Annotated in this window: 17 protein-coding genes; all 17 read left to right on the top strand. The window is 65.3% G+C overall.

The window, feature by feature from the left end:
- Nucleotides 1-8: 8 nt before the first annotated feature.
- The 17 genes from WKW80_RS06275 to acs all read left to right on the top strand — a co-directional run bounded on the left by WKW80_RS06275 (nt 9) and on the right by acs (nt 19,779).
- Complete coding sequence (locus WKW80_RS06275) at nt 9-2,708, top strand: type VI secretion system Vgr family protein (RefSeq protein WP_340362682.1); 2,700 nt, start codon at nt 9-11, stop codon at nt 2,706-2,708.
- A 53-nt stretch (nt 2,709-2,761) separates the two neighbouring features.
- Nucleotides 2,762-4,495, top strand: a complete 1,734-nt coding sequence (locus WKW80_RS06270) for an esterase/lipase family protein (RefSeq protein ID WP_340362681.1) — start codon at nt 2,762-2,764, stop codon at nt 4,493-4,495.
- Nucleotides 4,492-5,928, top strand: coding sequence for a T6SS immunity protein Tli4 family protein (locus WKW80_RS06265; protein WP_340362680.1), 1,437 nt, complete (start codon nt 4,492-4,494; stop codon nt 5,926-5,928). Before WKW80_RS06270 ends, WKW80_RS06265 begins: the two co-directional genes overlap by 4 nt.
- Nucleotides 5,925-7,124, top strand: a complete 1,200-nt coding sequence (locus WKW80_RS06260; RefSeq protein ID WP_340362679.1) for a T6SS immunity protein Tli4 family protein — start codon at nt 5,925-5,927, stop codon at nt 7,122-7,124. Before WKW80_RS06265 ends, WKW80_RS06260 begins: the two co-directional genes overlap by 4 nt.
- A gap of 53 nt (nt 7,125-7,177) precedes the next feature.
- Nucleotides 7,178-8,443: a hypothetical protein gene (locus tag WKW80_RS06255; RefSeq protein WP_340362678.1), complete on the top strand. Its 1,266-nt coding sequence runs from the start codon at nt 7,178-7,180 to the stop codon at nt 8,441-8,443.
- Between the two features lie 137 nt (nt 8,444-8,580).
- Nucleotides 8,581-8,805, top strand: a complete 225-nt coding sequence (locus tag WKW80_RS06250; RefSeq protein ID WP_340362677.1) for a patatin-like phospholipase family protein — start codon at nt 8,581-8,583, stop codon at nt 8,803-8,805.
- Nucleotides 8,806-9,127: 322 nt separating this feature from the next.
- Nucleotides 9,128-10,042 (top strand): LysR family transcriptional regulator, encoded by a 915-nt coding sequence (locus WKW80_RS06245; RefSeq protein ID WP_340362676.1) that lies wholly within the window; start codon nt 9,128-9,130, stop codon nt 10,040-10,042.
- A gap of 207 nt (nt 10,043-10,249) precedes the next feature.
- Nucleotides 10,250-10,669: a malonate transporter subunit MadL gene (gene madL, locus WKW80_RS06240; RefSeq protein WP_340362675.1), complete on the top strand. Its 420-nt coding sequence runs from the start codon at nt 10,250-10,252 to the stop codon at nt 10,667-10,669.
- Between the two features lie 5 nt (nt 10,670-10,674).
- A complete protein-coding gene (madM, locus tag WKW80_RS06235; protein ID WP_340362674.1) occupies nt 10,675-11,439 on the top strand; it encodes a malonate transporter subunit MadM in 765 nt (254 codons plus the stop codon).
- A gap of 10 nt (nt 11,440-11,449) precedes the next feature.
- Nucleotides 11,450-13,132, top strand: coding sequence for a malonate decarboxylase subunit alpha (gene mdcA / locus WKW80_RS06230; protein ID WP_340362673.1), 1,683 nt, complete (start codon nt 11,450-11,452; stop codon nt 13,130-13,132).
- A 10-nt stretch (nt 13,133-13,142) separates the two neighbouring features.
- Nucleotides 13,143-13,478 carry a malonate decarboxylase acyl carrier protein gene (gene mdcC, locus WKW80_RS06225; RefSeq protein WP_340362672.1) on the top strand — a complete coding sequence of 112 codons (336 nt, stop codon included), beginning with the start codon at nt 13,143-13,145 and terminating at the stop codon, nt 13,476-13,478.
- The gene (locus WKW80_RS06220) at nt 13,475-14,353 is read left to right on the top strand and encodes a biotin-independent malonate decarboxylase subunit beta (protein WP_340362671.1); all 879 of its coding nucleotides are present in this window, start codon (nt 13,475-13,477) and stop codon (nt 14,351-14,353) included. The genes mdcC and WKW80_RS06220 overlap by 4 nt, the downstream gene beginning before the upstream one ends.
- Before the next feature lie 14 nt (nt 14,354-14,367).
- Nucleotides 14,368-15,069 (top strand): biotin-independent malonate decarboxylase subunit gamma, encoded by a 702-nt coding sequence (locus tag WKW80_RS06215; RefSeq protein WP_340362670.1) that lies wholly within the window; start codon nt 14,368-14,370, stop codon nt 15,067-15,069.
- A gap of 18 nt (nt 15,070-15,087) precedes the next feature.
- Nucleotides 15,088-15,771 carry a malonate decarboxylase holo-[acyl-carrier-protein] synthase gene (gene mdcG, locus WKW80_RS06210; protein ID WP_340362669.1) on the top strand — a complete coding sequence of 228 codons (684 nt, stop codon included), beginning with the start codon at nt 15,088-15,090 and terminating at the stop codon, nt 15,769-15,771.
- Nucleotides 15,768-16,676 (top strand): triphosphoribosyl-dephospho-CoA synthase, encoded by a 909-nt coding sequence (locus WKW80_RS06205; protein WP_340362668.1) that lies wholly within the window; start codon nt 15,768-15,770, stop codon nt 16,674-16,676. Before mdcG ends, WKW80_RS06205 begins: the two co-directional genes overlap by 4 nt.
- Before the next feature lie 178 nt (nt 16,677-16,854).
- Nucleotides 16,855-17,766: an acyltransferase domain-containing protein gene (locus WKW80_RS06200; RefSeq protein WP_340362667.1), complete on the top strand. Its 912-nt coding sequence runs from the start codon at nt 16,855-16,857 to the stop codon at nt 17,764-17,766.
- Between the two features lie 45 nt (nt 17,767-17,811).
- Complete coding sequence (acs, locus tag WKW80_RS06195) at nt 17,812-19,779, top strand: acetate--CoA ligase (protein ID WP_340362666.1); 1,968 nt, start codon at nt 17,812-17,814, stop codon at nt 19,777-19,779.
- Nucleotides 19,780-19,816 lie beyond the last annotated feature (37 nt).

Below are 19,816 nucleotides of genomic sequence, written 5' to 3'. Positions count from 1 at the left end.
GAGGCGACATGAACAGCCCATTCAGAGGCAAGCACACCCATACCCTTTCGATCTCTGGCTCAGCACTGCCGGAGTACCTCGGCCAGCCGTTACTGCATCCGGTACGCCTGTCGGGAACTGAAGGTCTAAACAGTTTGTTCGAATACGAACTGCTGCTGAAGACACCCGAATTCGAGTTCTCCGGCACCGGGCGAGCCGCAGGGGCCAACATCGATCTCGATGGACTCATCGGCCGCGAGATCAACTGCACCATTCAGCTCGATGGTGCGGGCACCTTCGTCCCCGGCAGAGTCGGCGCAGTTGCCGATCACCTTGGCGCCGGCGAACGCCAGATCAATGCGATCGTTACAGACGCTCGCATGCTCGGCGAAGAAGGCCGGCACTTTCGCTACGCGCTCACCCTGCGGCCGTGGCTGCACCGCGCCGACCTCCGAAGCGACTGCAAGGTCTTCCAGAACCAGACGGTGGTCGAGACACTCGATGAACTGCTGGGCGCGTACACCTTCCCGGTGGTAAAGCGGCTCGTGGAAACCTACCCCGTACGCGACTACCAGACCCAGCTGAACGAAACCGACTTCGCCTTCTTCGAGCGGCTGTGTCAGGAATGGGGCATCAACTATTTCTTCGAGCACAGCGACGGCGCGCACCGCCTCGTACTCATCGACAACATGGGCGCCTACAAGGCCATGCCTAGCGTCGCGTATCAGACCGTCGACTACCACCCGCCCGGATGGAAGACCGACGCCGAATACCTTCACGCCTTTGCCTGCACGAACCGCCTCACCAGCGGCGGCTATGCCACCCGAGACTACGACTACACGCGGCCGCGTGCAGACCTGAGCATCAGCCGCCATGATCCCCGGCCGACGGGCCTGGCCGATGGCGAGATTTACGAGTGGCACGCCGACCAAGCCGCAAGCCATTACGCCCAGCCCCGCGCCGGCAGCGCCAAGGACCCCAACGACCCACACGACGAAGGCCGGCAGTTTGCCCGCATGCGCGTGGAATCCCTGCGCGGCGACGGGCAACGCGCGCAAGGGCAGGGCAACCTGCGCGGCATGGTGCCAGGCCACAGCTTCAAGCTGCACGACCATCCCCGGAATGCCGCGAACATCCAATACCTCCTGCTGCAAAGCCGGCTGGTGATCGAAGATGTCGGACGCAATAGCCAGCCTCCTGACGCGCACCGCGAGCGCGGGCAGCAATGGCATGTTCAAGTCGACCTCACGGCTCATCCGACCAGCCAGCCGCTCCGGCCTGAGCCCCTTCGGTCGAAGCCGCTCAGCGGTCCGCAAACCGCACTTGTTGTCGGTCCGGAAGGCAAGGAACTCTGGACCGACGAACTCGGCCGTATCAAGGTCCAGTTTCCGTGGGACCGCCTTGGCCAGAAGAATCAGCGAAGCAGTTGCTGGGTGCGCGTCAGCAGCCCGTGGGCAGGCAACCAGTTGGGCGGCGTGCAGATCCCCCGCATCGGCCAGGAAGTGGTCATCGATTTCATCGGCAACGACCCCGATCTTCCGATCTGCACCGGCCGTGTTCACAACCAGAACAACCTGCCTCCATGGAGCCTGCCCGGCCAAGCCGCCCTCAGCGGATTCCGAAGCCGCGAACTCACCCCCGGCGGCGGCAATGCCAGCGCCGGGCGCAGCAACCATCTTCTGCTCGACGACACCGAGGGCAGGATTCAGGCCCAGCTCAAGAGTGACCACAAGGACAGCAGCCTGGCCCTCGGCCACATCGCCCGGGTGGAAGACCATCAAGGGCGCAAAGACCAGCGCGGAGAAGGCTTCGAACTGCGCACCGACGCACAGGGCGTGGTCAGAGCGCACGGCATGCTCGTCACGACCGAGCCACGCCCGCGCGCTCAAGGCGCGATCAAGGCCATGGCCGAAACGCTTGGCCGGCTCACCCTGGCGCGCGAGCAGCAGGAAACCCTTGCCGAGCTGGCCCAGCAGGCCGGCGCCCAGCAGAAGGATCATGAACAGAGCGAAACCGCCGCCGCGCTGAAAGCACAAAACGCCGAAATCAAGGGCGATGCATCGGGCGACTTCCCCGAATTCAGCCAGCCGCATCTGGTGTGGAGCAGCCCGGCCGGCATCGCCGCCACCACGGCCGGCAGCACCCACCTGCACAGCGCGGACCACACTGCCATCACCACCGGCAAGCACCTGAGCTTTGCCGTACAAGGCTCCTGGCATGGCACCGTGAACGGCAAGATCGCTTTCGTCGCGAGCAAGGACGTTGCCCTGTTCTCGCGGCACGGGCCGGTGCGCATCGAGGCGCAAAGCGAGCACATCGAGCTGGTGGCGCAGAAGGTGGTCGAGATCCTCTCCAACGACGACTGGGTGCACATCACCGGCAAGAAGGGCGTGCAGTTCAACGGCGACGGAAGCTACATACGCCTCACGCGCGGCCGTGTCGAAATCGGCTGCGAAGGCGAATTTGTCGTCCACAGCGCCAGCAGCAACTTCACCGGACCGAAGAGCGCGGGCATCGCCAGCCGCGAATGGGCGGACACCCGGTTCGACGACCGCTACGTCGTCAGGCATCCGCGCACCAACGAGCCGCAAGCCGACGTGCGCTACCGGCTCACCCACGCCGACGGCAGCACCGAGGAAGGCGTGACCGACGCGGCGGGGCGCATTTCAATGCAGAAAAACATCGATCCTGCCAGCCTGCGAATCAAGCTGCTGGGCCGACGACGATGAGCCCGGCCAGACCCATGAACTGAATCGTCACAACAACACAACAGGGAGCTTTAGTGACAACAACTCAAGAAACGGGCGAGCGCATCGCCCGGCCCATGGCCAGCGGCCCGGATGGGCCTGAATACCTCGTTCAACTCACCAAGACCTCGCGCACCGACCCGGTGTTCCTTCAATACGAGCCCGCGCACGTGCTTCCGGTGGTGTTCGTGCCGGGGATCATGGGGAGCAATTTGCGCGATAAGAGCAAAGAACGGGAGACCGTCTGGCGGCTCGACAACAGCCCCCTCGGGCCACCGGTTGGGCTGCTCATCAACAAGATGGGAGAAAACGCAGCCAAGCGTCAAAAGGTGCTGCATCCGGCCCGAACGCAGGTCGACGAACGCGGCGCGGTACCCAAGAAGTCACACGGCTCGGTCGACAACCCGAAGATCTACACCGAGCGCGGGTGGGGTGAAGTCGGCGAAGGCAGCTACCACGCGTTCCTGTGCCTGCTCGAAGACACGCTCAACGGGCCGCGCAAGGGCAATGGCGACGGACCCACCGTGGGGCAGAAGTACGAGGAACTCCAGAAGAAGCGCCCGCCCGGCGGCGAGCGCGATGCGCCCTGGCGCCCGATCAAGGATGCACCGCCGCCAACTGAAGAAGAAATCAAGCGCACCGGAGACTGGCTCATGCCCGTCTACGCCTGCGGCTACAACTGGCTGGACGACAACAGCGTGTCGGCCGAACGCCTGGCCGCGCGCATCCAGGAAATCATCAAGCGCCACCACGACGGCGTGAACTCGTTCTGCCAGCAGGTCATCGTGGTGACGCACAGCATGGGCGGGATGGTAGCGCGTGCCTGCGCCAAGCTGCCGGACATGGACATACTCATTGCCGGTGTGGTGCATGGCGTGATGCCCACCAACGGCGCGGCCGTGGCCTACCGCCGCTGCAAGGTCGGCATGGCCGATGAGGACTGGCTCACGAGTTGGGTGATTGGCCACAGCGGCAAGGAGACCACCGCAGTCTTCGCCCAGGCGCCCGGCGCACTGCAACTGCTGCCCACGCAGCACTACAGCCCAGGATGGCTGGAGGTGAAAGGGCCGGACGGCAAAACCGTGGAGCAGGCACTGCCGCAGCAGAATCCATACAGCGAAATCTATGCGCGCCGCGACCGATGGTGGGCACTGGTCAAGGAGGAATGGCTCTCGCCAAAGGATGGACAACCCATAGAGTGGGGGGACTACGTGGAAACGTACCTCGATAGCGCCGTCAATTTTCATCAAACCCTCTCCCCGCGGACTGACTACCACGCCAACACCTATGTCTTCTACGGCGCGGATACGGCCGACGAAACGATCAAGAAGACCAGGATCAATAGCTTCGAGCGCATCGTCTGGCGCATGAAGGAGGGAATACAGCCAGCGCAGCGAGACGAACTCTCCCAGCCGCCCGCGCAAACGCCGCCACCCGGCACACCTCAGGAAGTCTTCAGCATGACGCCCCAGCAGGTGGACCTGCGGGGCCTCACGCCCGAGCACGTCAAAGGCGAGGGCTACGGTGCAGGCTTCTGGGAGCTGCACGCCGGCGGCCATGACGGCACGGGTGACGGCACCGTGCCTGCTTCCTCGGGCCGCGCACCGGCCGATTGCGACCGCGTCCAGCAGGTGTTCCGCATCTCGGGCGTGGAGCACGAAGCAGCCTACAGGCATGCCACCGCGCAGCAGGTCACCGTCTACAGCCTGATCAAGATCGCGGCGCAGGCGCTGCCCATCAAAGCCTCCACGCGGGAGATCGCGCAATGACGACCAGTCCGGCATTCCGCTTCAGCCTGTGCGCACGGCTGCGTCCTCTTCTGGCGCTCTCCGCGGCGCTCCTCGCCAACGCCTGCGCGCAGGTTCAGCCTCCCTCCTTCACACCCACGACCATGGCCACCATCTCCACCGAACGGCGCACCCACTGCCTGGGCCGCTTCCTCATCGATCTGCCAGCCGACTTCCAGCAAGACTCCGGCCCGGCGCTCACCACCGAGTTCTATTACGGGCTCGACAAGGACTTCAAACGGGTCTATGCGACCGTGGAGCCCGGCTTGTTCACGCTTGAGCAGTTCAGTACACGTGGCATGGCGCGCCACGAGGAGTTGGAACGGACGATCAATCGGAAGACGCAAGCTCCGATGTTGCTGCATGCCGAGAAGATCGCCAACGATGCCGTGCTGCTGAGAAGGCTGGACAGTGAGTTTTATGCCAACGCCATTCAGAGCGAAGTTCACCAACTCGTCGGGGGGCGCTACGTTCGCTATCAGCAACGCTCCACCGACAGCAAGTCTCCCCTGGGCGCCAAGAACTACCGCAACATCGACCCCAAACCCGCCGAAGACCGCCTCAAGCAGATCGCAGCCCAAGTGCGCGCCTGGAACCCGCAGTCCCGCGATTCCCAGCCCGGCTTCTGCTTTCAGGGCGTGGTCTTCGACATCGGACAGAGCGATGAGGTCGCAACCTTCAGCTTCGGTAGCGCATCGATACCCGATGTTTGGTTCACTGTCGACTACCACGCGGTCACCGGCCAACCCGAGGAAGGCTTGTTCGACCGAATGAAGCGTCCGATGCCTCCCGCTCTGCGCGGCAAGATCGAGTACCTCGGCTGGAACACACGCACCGTGGGCGGCATGAACGCCGAGGAGGTGCTCGCGAAGGCGACCGCCCCGGTGGTGCAGCACGTCTTCCGGACCGAAACCCGGACGGACCAGCAGAACTTCGCCCAGCCACAGATGTCGATACGGCTCAGGACCGGCGCCAGCGTCATGGAGGGAGACAAGGAGATCAAACCCGAAGGCGAATCCAGCATCTCCGACGCGCAGGCCCTCAAGCTGTGGAGCGAGGCCATCGGCTCGATCCGCCCGCGCCCCGGCGCGCTGCCCATGGGCATGACGCAGATGGGCGACGTCACGCCGCGCTGCCGCTTCGGCGACGTGTGTCCGCGCGGCGGCTTCTGGATGAAGCAGGTGAATCATCCAGCCTACCGATTTAACGCGTACTACGCGGAGCCACGAATCTTCCAGCCGCGACTGGCCGGCACGGTGTTCCAACCCGACGTCACCGATGAGCCGCAGTTCCGGCCGTATACGGAATGGACGTGGCGGCGCGAACTGGATGTGTGGGGTGAAGACTTGGCTCGCAAGCAGGAGGCTCAGCGAGTGCGAGCGCAGAAGGGGCGTGGCGGAGAGGGGAGCGCATGAAGCCGGATTTGAAACGGCTCGTGGGCACGGGTTGGGCGCTCGCGGCAGCGCTCGTTGTGGTCGCCTGCGCGCAGGTCCAGCCTCCCTCCTTCACACCCATGGCCACCATCCCCACCGAACGCCGTACCCACTGCCTGGGTCGCTTCCTCATCGATCTGCCAGCCGACTTCCAGCAAGACTCCGGCCCGGCACTCGCCATCAGGTTCTATTACGGGCTCGACAAGGATTTCGAAACGGTCGACGCCACCATGGAGCCCGAGTTGTTCACGCCCGAACAGTTCAATGCCCGAGTCGCCGCGCGATACAAGGAACTGAACGAGACGATCAACCGGGCGACCAAGGGACCGATGCTGCTGCATGCAGAAAAGATCGCCAGTGGTGCGGCGCTGTTTCGGCGGCATGACGACAAGATCTACGACAACATCATCCAGAGCGAAGTGCATCAACTGGTCGGGCAGCGCTATGTTCGTTATCAGCAGCACTCCTACGACAAGAAGTCCTCATTGGCGTCCATCAACTACCGCAACATCGACCCCAAACCCGCTGAAGTCCGGCTCAAGCAGATCGCAGCCCAATTGCGCCCCTGGAACCCGCAGTCCCGCGATGCCCAGGCCGGATTCTGCTTCCAGGGCGTGGTCTTCGACATCGGCCAGAGCAACGAGGCTACGTCCTTCAATTTCGAGAGCGGGTCCGCGCCCGACCTTCGCCTGGAGATCGAATACAACGCGCTCGCCGGCCAGCCGAGCGAGAGCTTGTTCTCCCGCGCAAGGCGTCCGCCAGAGCCTGGACCATTTCGCCCGCGCATCGATGTCCCGAGCATCGATGTTCTGCGCCAGAGCAAGCAAGCGCTCGGTGGCATGAAGGCGCAGGAGGTTCTTGCCACGGCGCCTTCCGAGAATGCAAGAACCGCTGGTTCTCAATCCGCCTATCAGCAGGTCTTCATGGCCGAGACCGACGCGAAGAACCAGAGCGTCGCTCAACCCTACATGTTCGTCCTCATGATCACGGGCGAGTCGGTGATTGTTGGCGGCAAGAAGATCGCCCCAAAGGGCCCATCGAGCATTTCAGATCTACAGGCGCTCGAACTGTGGGACCAAATCTTTCCCTCGATCCGCCCGCGCCCCGGCGCTGTGTCCGTGCGCACGACGGAGAGCGGCGAAGTCGCAAATGGAGTTGACGGTGCACTTTCGAAGTGAACGGTGAACACATGGATCGCAGCAAGGAGGAAACGCATGCATGGAGAGGCAACATGAAGTTCAAATTTAGAAAGGAGCTTCGGCGCGGAACTCAAAAGTCGCCATCCAGCCAGGCTCGGTGGATTGGCTCGGAAATAGGGAGCCAGATCAAGACCATCTTCACCTTGGTCCTGGTCGTCGGCGGCTTGATGACACTGCAACTCTTTGTCTCGCTCAAGCACATGCCGGATCTCGATTTGGCGGGCTCGGCGGCACTTCTTGCAGCCGTGTCAGTGCTGGGATTGATGATTTTCTTTTTCCTCGGCAGCACTGGGTTGGTACCCGCACTGATTGCCAGTGGAATGTTGAGTTCCCGGTTGCCGGCGAAGCTGAGAGCCGAATACGTTGCCTGGAGCAGCGTTCCGGCATTGCTTTTCGTCCTCCTTATCGTTCTGCAATACAGCCGATGGGGCCAAGTCGCTTGGCCTGACTGGTTGCGGATTTCAAGCGATCAGATACTTTTTGAATTGATCTCATGGAGCCTGTTGCTTGCGTGCTGTCTTGCACTGCATTCAGTAAAGCGGACAAACTCAGGAAAACGAAGTTGGTGGACCGGCGCAGATGTTCTATTCGAGTTTTGGTGGCTCGGCTCGATCTGGGTACTCACTCTCTCGCTGTCGCTGGAGTGGCTCATCAATTTGCGAGATCCGGGAGAGAAGTCCGAATGGCCGGTATATAGGGCGATGGCAATCTGGTGCGTACTGCAAGTGATTCAGAACGCAGTCGTTACGCATTTCGGCACGACCAAAGCAATGGTCAGGGGCGTCATCTTTGCCGTGCTGTCCATGATTTTTGTGCTGTGCATGCTCGGCAACTTCAGTGCCGTTGCGCTCGCCACATTCAGAGCACTGGGCATTGCCAATATTCCGGTCCGTTTGACAGTGACCCGCGAGGGCTGCGAGATTCTCAACGCAGGCATGCGCAACGGAGCGGTTTGTACGATGCTCTCGGACCAGAAATACGGGATCGTTTGTCCGGTGATCCTCTCGCGTGTCGGGTCGCCGAATCTGATTCAATTTGCGCCCATTGACCCCGACGGAAACACATGGCCTTCAGCGAGCGGCAAGACATCCCTTCCCCTTGCACGGGAGCACGTTCTCACATGGCTCCTGTTGAATACAAGTCGCCCTGCGAATGCCCGCGAAATATCCGCGAATGCGACCTCGACGATTCTGAGCGCGGCAAGAATGAGCGAAACCAGCCCTGCTGAACAGGCGTGGCTGACGCAACTTTGTGATAGCAGTCCGCCTGCCGGCCTTATTGGTCGACAGACTCAATGAACTACTAGCGCCATGCGGTGGAGTCGCATGCAAGGCGAGAGCCGGCAGGAAATGGAGCAGTTGCAGCATCGGATTTCTGCCGGGAATGAAGGTCTCGTCAGCCATTTATCAACGGTCGCGGCCACCCGGCGTACATCGTGGACAAGAAGATCAGCCACAGCATTCATCCGCGTCTGCCGCGATTCTTGGGCTTGCGACAGCAGTTCTACGACCTTCAGCATTGCAGTTCCTTCCAAGCGGCGCAGGAACGGCTGAATGCCTCGGCCGCAGCACCCCCGGTGACGCATCCGGTGATGCTGGACGGCCGGTGGGCGTTCGATGGCGGCTACATGGACAACGCGCCAGTCCAGCCAATCCACTGAAGAGCAGGCGCGCACGTTGATCTTGCTGACGCGCCACTATCCTGACCGCCCGGCGTACTTCCATCAAAACGGACGTACCTACTGGCAGCCGAGCCAAAGGATTCCGGTGTCTACTTGGGACTGCACCGGGAAATCGAGTGTGAAGGCGGCATTCGAACTCGGCTACGCTGATGCGCGCCGACGCTTGGGCTGACCTTTGGTGTTATTCACGGCCAAGTGGCAAGGGTCATTGTCGAATCGCTTTGGAATTTGAGAAGGCCTGCGGCCCCGCTTCGCCTCAATAATCCGCCACACCCGGAACCCCACCAGCGAAACCCTTCCCATGCTCATCCGCATCGACGAGGAAATCACATTCCGCAAGCTCGAAATCCTCCTGGCGTTCATGGAGACCGGCAATCTCGCGCGGGCCGCGGAGCGACTCGACATCAGCACGGTGAGCGTGCACCGGGCGCTGCATTCGCTGGAAGCCGGCGTTCGATGCGCGCTGTTTCGCCACGAGGGCCGCAACCTGCATCCCACCGACGCCGCGCGCGAACTGGCCGAGGTGGCACGGGAGGTGTTGCGCACCATGGCCGACGGCATCCGCTCTACGCGCGAACTGGCTGGCTATTCGGCCGACAGCATCCGGATCGGTTCGCTTTTTTCGCTGACCAGCCGCACGGTGCCGGCGATCGTCATGGGAATGAAAGTCCGCAAGCCGGAACTGCACCTGGAACTGGTGCTGGGTTCCAATGCCGACCTGCTGCAGCGCCTGCGCGACGGCACGGTCGATGCCGCGCTGATCGGCAAGCCCGAAGGTGCGGCCGACGTCGAGTCGGAGCTGCTGTTCGAGGACGACATCTTCTTCGCCGCGCCGACCGGCTCGCGCTACGCCGATCTCCCCGAGGTCGACCTGAGTACCTGCGCGGACGAGCACTTCGTGAGCCTGGGCGAGGGCTTCGTGACCTACACCGGCTTCCAGGAGTCGTTCCGCATCGCCGGCTTCACGCCGAATGTCGTCATGGAAACCGGCGACATCTTTTCGCTGATGAACCTGGTGAGCGGCGGCATCGGCTACACGCTATTGCCCGGCCGCGTGCGCAGCGTGATGCCGCAGCGGGTGCAACTGATTCCGCTGCAGGAGCGCTACCTGATGCGGCAGAAGATCGGCGTCAGCTTCCTGCGCACGCGCGAGCGCGATCCGAATCTTCTGGCGCTGCTGGCGGTGTGCCGAAAGGCCCGGGCGGAACTGGCCTGAGCGGCGCGGACGCGCCACGGTCGATTGCGGGTTAACCCTCGATCATTTCACCGCGCGCGTTTTTGCGCTCGGGTGGTTAATTGATCGTATCGGGTGCGGTCGGTACCTTTCGTCTCCAGGGAACAGCGCTGCATCTGAACGGCAGAAAACAGCGCCAAGTTCCTCCGGGTCGCGCAGTCGCGCGGCACGAACCCAGGAGACCCAACCATGATCATCTACGGCACCGCGCTGCTGGCTGTCTGCCATCTGCTCGGCATCTTCATCGGCGACTTGCTCGGGCAGGCGCTCGGCGTCAAGACCAACGTGGGCGGTGTCGGCATCGCGATGCTGTTGCTGATCTTTGCCAGGCTCTACATGCAGAAGAAGGACATGCTGCCCAAGCTCACCGAGCTTGGCGTGGAGTACTGGGGCGCGATGTACATCCCGGTGGTCGTTGCCATGGCGGCCCAGCAGGACATGGTCTCGGCACTGCGCGGCGGCCCGGTGGCACTGCTGTCGGCAATCGCGGCGGTGGGCACCTGCGCCGTCGCCATCGCGGTGATCAACCGGATGGAGCGCCCGGCCGACGACGAACCGGTCTCCACGCCGATGCTTCACGACAACCCCTTGCTTGCTGACGCGGAGTGAACGCCATGCTCGAAATCCTTGAAAAAGCCGCGGCCCTGAACGGCCTCGTCACCGCCTTCGCCGTCGTCGGCTTCATCGTCCTGGTCTCGGGACAGATCTCGCGTCGGCTCACCTTCGGCCGCGTCCACGGTTCGGCCATCGCCATCGTGATCGGCCTGGCATTGGCCTACTGGGGCGGCACGCAGACCGGCGGCCACAAGGGGCTGGCGGACATGTCGCTGTTCGGCGGCATCGGCCTGATGGGCGGCGCGATGCTGCGCGATTTCGCGATCGTCGCAACGGCCTTCGAAGTGCAGGCGACCGAGGCGCGCAAGGCGGGGCTGATCGGCGTGGTGGCGCTGTTGCTGGGCACGGTGCTGCCCTTCATCGTCGGCGCCGCGATCGCCTGGAGCTTCGGCTACTCGGACGCGGTGAGCATGACGACCATCGGCGCCGGTGCGGTGACCTACATCGTCGGACCGGTGACCGGCGCAGCGATCGGCGCCACGCCGGACGTGATGGCGCTGAGCATCGCCACGGGGCTGGTGAAAGCCATCATCGTCATGGTCGGCACGCCAATCGCGGCCAAGTTCCTGGGGCTGAAGACGCCGCGTTCGGCGATGGTATTCGGCGGCCTGGCGGGCACGGTGAGCGGCGTGTCGGCAGGGCTTGCCGCCACCGACCGCAAGCTGGTGCCGTACGGCGCGCTGGTCGCGACTTTCCACACCGGCCTCGGTTGCCTGTTGGGGCCGTCGCTGCTGTTCTTCGCCGTCAAGGCACTTGTGCACTGAGGTTGCCGACATGGACCGCATGAACTGGAACACCAAGGCCGACAACCGCGCCGAGCGGCTGGCGCGGGTCTCGCAAGCGCTCGGCTCGCAACTCAAGGGCAAGTGCGTGGCGACCGAAGGCATCGGCAAGCTGCTCGAAGCCGTGCTCGAACCCGGCGACCGCGTCTGCCTCGAAGGCAACAACCAGAAGCAGGCCGACTTCCTGGCGAAGGCGCTGGTGCAACTGGATCCGCAACGCGTGCATCACCTGCACATGGTGCAGTCGGTGCTGGCGCTGCCGGAACACCTGGACATCTTCGAGAACGGCATCGCATCGCGGCTCGACTTCAGCTTCTCGGGGCCGCAGGGTGCGCGGCTGGCCAAGCTGGTGTCGGCCGGGCGCATCGAAATCGGCGCGATCCACACGTACCTCGAATTGTTCGCGCGCTACTTCGTCGACCTGTCGCCGAAGGTCTCGCTGGTGGCGGCGCAGGCGGCCGATGCCGAGGGCAACCTCTACACCGGCCCCAACACCGAAGACACGCCGGCCATCGTCGAGGCCACGGCGTTTTCAGGGGGCATCGTCATCGCGCAGGTGAACGAACTGGTCGACGGCACGACGACCACGCTGCCGCGCATCGACATCCCGGCCGACTGGGTCAGCTTCGTGGTGAAGGCGCCACGCCCCAACTTCATCGAGCCGCTGTTCACGCGCGACCCAGCGCAGATCAGCGAGATCCAGGTGCTGATGGCGATGATGGCGATCAAGGGCATCTACGGCGAGTACGGCGTGCAGCGGCTGAACCACGGCATCGGCTTCGACACGGCGGCCATCGAGCTGCTGCTGCCGACGTATGGTGAATCGCTGGGCCTGAAGGGCAAGATCGCGAAGCACTGGGCGTTGAATCCGCATCCGGCGCTGATTCCGGCGATCGAAGCGGGATGGGTCGAGTCGGTGCATTCGTTCGGCTCGGAGCTGGGCATGGAGGACTACATCCGTGCGCGTTCCGACGTGTTCTTCACCGGGCCTGACGGGAGCCTGCGCAGCAACCGCGCGTTCTGCCAGGCGGCAGGCCATTACGCCTGCGATTTGTTCATCGGCTCGACCTTGCAGATGGACCTCGACGGCAACAGCTCGACCGCGACGCTGGGCCGAATCGCCGGCTTCGGCGGGGCGCCCAACATGGGCGCCGATGCGCGCGGCCGGCGCCATTCCAGCCCGGCCTGGCTCAAGGCCGGCCGCGAGTCCCGCGAAGGCCGCAGCGGCGCCGCCGGTACGCCACGCGGGCAGAAGCTCGTCGTGCAGATGGTCGAGACCTTCCGCGAGCACATGCAGCCGGCTTTCGTCGAACGGCTCGACGCCTGGACGCTGCAGGAACAGGCCGGCATGGAACTGCCGCCGATCATGATCTACGGCGACGACGTGACGCACATCCTCACCGAGGAAGGCATCGCCAACCTGCTGATGTGCCGCAGCGACGCGGAGCGCGAGCAGGCGATTCGCGGCGTGGCCGGCTACACGGCGGTAGGACTGGGGCGCGACAAGCGCGCGGTGGAGAACCTGCGCGATCGCGGTGTGATCCGCCGGCCGCAAGACCTCGGCATCGATCCGCGCGACGCCACGCGCAACCTGCTGGCCGCGCGCAGCATGCGCGACCTTGTGCGCGCATCCGGCGGGCTGTACCAGCCGCCCAAGCGCTTCCGCAACTGGTAAGGAGAACGACATGAGCGACATTCCCGTGGGCCTTGAAACCCTCGACTTTTCCTTTTCGGGCGGCCGGCGCGTCAAGCCCTTTGAGCCGGTGCTGGTCGGCGTGGTCGGCTCGGGCAATCTCGAAGTGATGCTCGAGGCGGCCGGTGGCGACGACTGCGCGGTGCGCGTCGAGACCTCCGCACGCGGCTTCGGCCCGATCTGGCAGGCCGTGGCGGACGACTTCTTCGCACGCCATCCCATCGGCGGCGTGCGCGTCTCGATCAACGACATGGGCGCCACGCCCGCCGTGGTGAGCCTGCGCCTGGACCAGGCGGTGGCCGAACTGCCGGAAGGAGCGTGCGCATGATCAGCTTTGCCGAATGTTCCGCTCGCGAGCGGCTCTCGCTGTTGCTCGACGTGGGCAGTTTTCATGAATGGATTCCGCCGGCCGAGCGCTTGACCAGTCCGCACCTGGCGCAGCTTGGCGTGCCCTCCGCGTTCGACGACGGCGTGGCCATCGGGCGGGCAAGGCTCGATGGGCACGAGGTGTTCGTCGCCGCGCAGGAAGGTGAGTTCATGGGTGGCGGCGTCGGCGAGGTGCATGGTGCCAAGCTGGTCGGCCTGCTGCAGCGCGCCTTGCGCGACAAGCCGGCTGCCGTGCTGGTGCTGGCCGAGTCGGGCGGTGTGCGCCTGCACGAAGCCAACGCGGGCCTGATCGCGGTGTCGGAAGTGATGCGGGCCGTGCTCGACGTGCGCGCCGCGGGCATTCCGGTCGTCTTTCTCATCGGCGGCGCGAACGGCTGCTTCGGCGGCATGGGCATCGTGGCGCGCTGCGCGGACTTCATCGTGATGAGCGATATGGGCCGCCTCGCGATGTCGGGCCCCGAAGTCATCGAGGCATCGCACGGCGTGGAGGAATACGACTCGCGCGACCGGGCGCTCGTATGGCGCACCAGCGGCGGCAAGCATCGCTGGCTGACCGGCGATTGCGACGCGCTGGTCGAGGACGACGTGCAGGCGTTCCGCGCCGCGGCCATCGCCGCGATGAAGGTGTCGCGGCCGGTGACCCTCGAGGCGCTGGAAGCGGAGCATGCGCTGCTCGACGCTCGCCTGCGCATGCTGCCGTGCGAAACCGACGGCGAGGACCAGGCAACGCTGCTCTGGCACGAACTCGGCATCGACAACGCCGGGCGCGTACCCGAATTGGATGTGGACGAAGTGCGCGCGTTGCGTGCGGCATGACCAGGAGAATGAACATGCACTGGAACCAACTCGCGACGCAGCTCTTCGGCTCCTTTCACGGCATGCGCGCCGCGGGGGATTTCCTGCAAGGCGACGTGATCTTCGAAGGCCAGCCCATCACGGTCGTCGGCACGACGAATCACGCACCGATCGGCGTCGCGGTGGCGCTGGAACAGGCGCGCGTGATCCTGGACACGATCGCGCAGCATCCGGGCCGCCCGATCCTGCTTTTCATCGATACGCAGGGCCAGCAGTTGCGCCGGCGAGATGAGACCCTGGGCATCAACCGCGCGATGGCGCACCTGGGGATGTGCATCGACCTGGCGCGGCGACGCGGCCATCCGGTGATCGGGCTGGTGTACGACCAGGCGCTCTCGGGTGGCTTCATCACCTCCGGCCTGATCGCTGACGGCTGCTACGCGCTGCCCGAGGCCGAGATCCGCGTGATGCGCATTCCGGCGATGGCGCGGGTGACCAAGCTCTCCGAGGAAACGCTCACCGCGCTGTCGCAATCGAACCCGGTGTTTGCGCCGGGCGTGGGCAACTACGTGGCCATGGGCGGCGTTCGCGCGCTGTGGGAGGGTGACCTTGCAGGGGCGCTGCGCGAGGCGCTGAGGAACACGCCGGTGGAGGACACGCGCGCGCGGGATGGCGCCGAGCGGGGTGGACGCAAGCTCGCGGCTTCCGTCGTGCAGCGCGTGCTGGCAGCGGCTTGACGGGGCAGGGCGGGCACCATGGAAACGCTGCGCCGACATCGACTCGTGCGGCTCTCCGGCGAAGGCTGGGCCGCGGTGCTTGCCCGGCCGTGGGACGTGCAGGCAGCTGAGTGCCTGGCGCACTGGGCAACACATCGATTGCCATTGGTCGTGACGCGGCAGACGGCCGGAATTGGCGACTGCGATCTGGTGGCCCTGGGATTGCCGGCGCCGTCCCGGTGGGCGCGGCGCCGGCTGGCGCTGCATGTTCCGCCGTCTGCCTTGCTGCGCTTCGACGAATTTCCCGCGCTGGCCGACGTGAGCCATTTGCTGCCGCAATCCGCGCGTGTCGCTGCCGGGGATCTGCAAGCCGGTCTCGCCGCCTGCGATGCAACGGCGCGCGTCTACGGCAGTTATGGCTGGCAAGCGCTCAGCCGCCTGGATCACATCCGGCCGGGCTCCGATCTCGATGTGTGGGTCGCGGTGAAAGATGCCGCGCATGCCGACGAGGTCGTGTTGCAACTGGCCCGCCTTGATGTGGCGCAGCCGCGACTGGACGGAGAACTCATGTTTGCCGACGGCCGGGCGGTGGCCTGGCGCGAATGGTCGCAATGGCGCGCGGGACGCGCGCGGACCGTGATGGTCAAGCGGCTGACAGGCGCATCGCTGCAGCAGGATACGTCCTGGTGCGCAAGCGTCCACCCAACGGAACTCGCAGCATGAATGCCGCCGCTTTTTCACCGGAGGGCGCGCGCAGCCTGAACGCTGCGAAGAGGCCCCTGCCGCTGGTCGAGCGGCTCACGCCGGCGGCGATCGGCCGCGCCGCCACACTGGCGTTGCACGACGAACTTGCCTTGACTCCCAAGCCGGGGCTGGTCACGCTGGTCGACAACGGCAGCCACGACGACATGGACGCGCACACCTTCATGCGCAGCCTGTTCTCGCTGCGCGGTTACTTCGTGCGGATTGCCGAGGCTGGCCATGCCGGCGCGGACTTCGCGGTGCTCGAGCGCTGCGGGATCGAAGCCGAGGCGCGCATGCTGGCTGCCACCCGGGGCATCAACACGCACCGCGGCGCGATCTTCATGCTGGGCCTGCTGTGCGCTGCCGCCGGCGCCGTTTCGCGCGAATGTGAATGTGAAGGACCCTGGCAACCGGCGCAACTGCGCGACGTGTTGCGCCGGCACTGGGGCGCCGCGCTGCTGGCACGCAGCCGGCGCGTGTCGACGCTGCCGGGCGGCATTGCCGCGCGGCGGCTGGGTCTGCGCGGTGCGTCGGAGGAAGCGGCGTTGGGGTTTCCGGTGCTGTTCGAGACTGCAGTGCCGGCGCTGGCAAGAGGACTTGCGAATGGCCTGACGCCGCAATTGGCGCGGCTCGACACGCTGTTCCACGTGATGGCCGTGCTGGACGACAGCAACCTTGCCCACCGTGGTGGCCTCGCCGGCTTGCGCCATGCACAAGACACCGCGAGGAATTTCATCGACGGCGGCGGCGCGGCAGGGGAAGGCGCACTCGCGCAGGCACAGGGCATCGCCGAGGATTTCGTTGCGCGCCGACTGTCGCCCGGCGGCGCTGCCGACACGCTTGCGGCGGCATGCTGGGTCATGCGGATTTGTGGCGTTTCATGAGCGCCGCCCGGCCGCCCGAAGGCGCTCGCACCGCAGTGCGAAGCACGGAGGTTATCCAATGCGCCGCCCGGCCGCCCGAAGGCGCTCGCACCGCAGTGCGAAGCACGGAGGTTATCCAATGCGCTGCCCGGCCGCCCGAAGGCGCTCGCACCGCAGTGCGAAGCACGGAAATGACCCGATGACTTTCGCGCTGATGTTCTCAGGCCAAGGCACCCAGCACCCGGCCATGCTGCCTTGGTTGGCCGACGATGCGCGTGTGGCCGAGGTGCGCACCCGGTTGGGCGTGGACGATTGGCGTGCTCATCTTGCAGACCCGGTCTGGGCTGCGAACAACACCCGCGCGCAGACGCTGCTGACCGGTCTGGGGCTCGCCGCCTGGGGCCAGTTGGCGCCGCTCGCGCCGCAGCCGGCGGTGGTCGCTGGCTACAGCGTCGGCGAGCTGGCGGCGTTCGCAGCGGCAGGCGTGTACGACAGCGCCACGGCAACGTCGCTGGCACCGCTACGTGCCGAGGCCATGGACAGCAGCGCCTCGCGCGTTGTCGGCGGCCTGCTCGCCGTCAGCGGTCTTGCGGAGCCCGCGCTGGAGCGCCTGCGCGAAGAAACCGGCCTGGCGCTCGCGATCCGCAACGGCATCGAGAGCGTCGTGCTCGGCGGCCCGGTGGCAGCGCTCGTTCTGGCGCAACGCAGGGCCGAAGACCACGGCGCGCAATGCACCCGCTTGCGCATCAACGTCGCGTCTCATACGCCCTGGATGCGGGACGCGGCGGAGCGCTTCTCACAATCGTTGTCGGAAGTGCCATTCCAATCGCCGCGCATCGCGCTGTTCAGCAACGCGACCGGCGACCGCCTTCGCGATGCAAGCGCCGCAAGGACCGCGCTCGCCGCCCAGATCGCGCAGACGGTGCGCTGGGACGAGTGCATGGAAAACATCGCCGCACGCCAGGTGCGCTGCGTGCTGGAGGTCGGCCCGGGCCAGGCGCTCACCCGCATGTGGAACCACCGCTACCCCGACATTCCCGCGCGCGCCTGCGACGACTTCCGAAGCGCGGCCGCCATCGCAAGCTGGCTGCGAGCGCATGAAGACGACTGAAATTCCCGCATCCCCATGTTCAACCAGACTTCAAGGACAAAGACCATGAGCAACGACGCAGCAACCGTTCACCCGGTGCCTGAAGCCACCATGCAAGGCGCCCACGTATTCGGAATGGCCGCTCACCAGGCGCTGGTGGCCGAAGCCGAGGCCGACTATGGCGGCTACTGGGCGCGCCTCGCCCGGGAGTTCGTGACCTGGAAGACGCCGTTCACGAAGTCGCTCGACGACAGCAATGCCCCGTTCTTCAAGTGGTTCGAAGACGGCACGCTGAACGTCTCGTACAACTGCCTCGACCGCAACGTCGAGCGCGGCCTTGGCGGCAAGGTCGCGATCGTCTTCGAGGCGGACGATGGCCAGGTCACCCGCGTCACCTACAGCGACCTGCTGGCGCGCACCTGCAGACTGGCCAATGCGCTGAAGGCGCGCGGCGTGAAGAAGGGCGACCGCGTCGTCATCTACATGGCCATGAGCATCGAGGGCGTGGTCGCGATGCAGGCTTGCGCGCGCATCGGCGCCACCCATTCCGTGGTGTTCGGCGGTTTCTCGGCGCAGAGCCTGCGCGACCGCATCGAAGGTGCCGGCGCGGTGATGGTGATCACTGCCGACGAGCAAGTGCGCGGCGGCAAGCAATTGCCGCTCAAGGCCATCGTCGACGACGCCATCGCGCTGGGTGGGTGCGAATCGGTCAAGGACGTGATCGTGTATCGCCGAACCGGCGGCAAGACCGGCTGGCATCCATCGCGCGACCACTGGATGCACGATGAAACCGAAGGGCAGCCCGAGGTCTGCGAGCCCGAATGGGTGGGTGCCGAGCATCCGTTGTTCCTGCTGTACACCTCGGGTTCGACCGGCAAGCCCAAGGGCGTGCAGCACTCGACCGGCGGCTACCTGCTGCATGCCGCGCTCACGACGAAATGGACCTTCGACATCAGGGACGACGACGTGTTCTGGTGCACCGCCGACATCGGCTGGGTCACCGGCCACACCTACATCGCCTACGGCCCGCTCGCATTGGGCGCCACCGAAGTCGTGTTCGAGGGCGTGCCGACATACCCCGATGCGGGCCGCTTCTGGAAAATGATCCAGGATCACAAGGTCAGCGTGTTCTACACCGCGCCCACGGCCATCCGCTCGCTGATCAAGCTGGCCGACGCCAGCGACGCCGTGCATCCGAAAAGCTACGACCTGTCGAGCCTGCGCATCCTCGGCTCGGTGGGCGAGCCGATCAACCCCGCCGCCTGGGAGTGGTACCACCGGAACGTCGGCGGCGGCCGTTGCCCGATCGTCGACACCTTCTGGCAGACCGAGACCGGCGGCCACATGATCACGCCGCTGCCCGGCGCGACGCCGCTGGTGCCGGGCTCCTGCACGCTGCCGTTCCCCGGCATCGCGGCGGCCATCGTCGACGAGACCGGCAACGATGTGCCGAACGGGCAAGGTGGCATCCTGGTCGTGAAGAAGCCGTGGCCGAGCATGATCCGCACCATCTGGGGCGAGGCGGATCGCTTCAAGAGCAGCTACTTTCCGCCGGAACTCAAGGGCTACTACCTGGCCGGCGACGGCGCGATCCGCGACCCCGGCAACGGCTACTTCACCATCACCGGCCGCATCGACGACGTGCTGAACGTGAGCGGCCATCGCATGGGCACGATGGAGATCGAATCGGCGCTCGTGTCCTGCACCGACCTGGTGGCCGAGGCGGCCGTGGTCGGGCGCCCCGACGACACCACGGGCGAGGCGATCTGCGCGTTCGTCGTGCTGAAGGGCGAGCGTCCGACCGGCGCGGCAGCGAAAAAGATCGCCACCGAGTTGCGCAACTGGGTCGGCCGCGAGATCGGGCCGATCGCCAAGCCGAAGGAGATCCGCTTCGGCGACAACCTGCCCAAGACGCGCAGCGGCAAGATCATGCGGCGCCTGCTGCGCTCGCTGGCCAAGGACGAGGAGATCACGCAGGACACCTCGACGCTGGAGAATCCCGCGGTGCTGGCGCAGCTCGCGGAGAAGAACTAAAAAGCAAGGCACCCCCGAAGCGCGTGCGGCCGGCTGC

This window comes from Variovorax humicola, assembly GCF_037889915.1.
GTDB lineage: Bacteria > Pseudomonadota > Gammaproteobacteria > Burkholderiales > Burkholderiaceae_C > Variovorax > Variovorax humicola.
The sequence above is the reverse complement of the archived record's forward strand: the minus strand, read 5'-3'. Positions and strand labels throughout refer to the sequence as shown.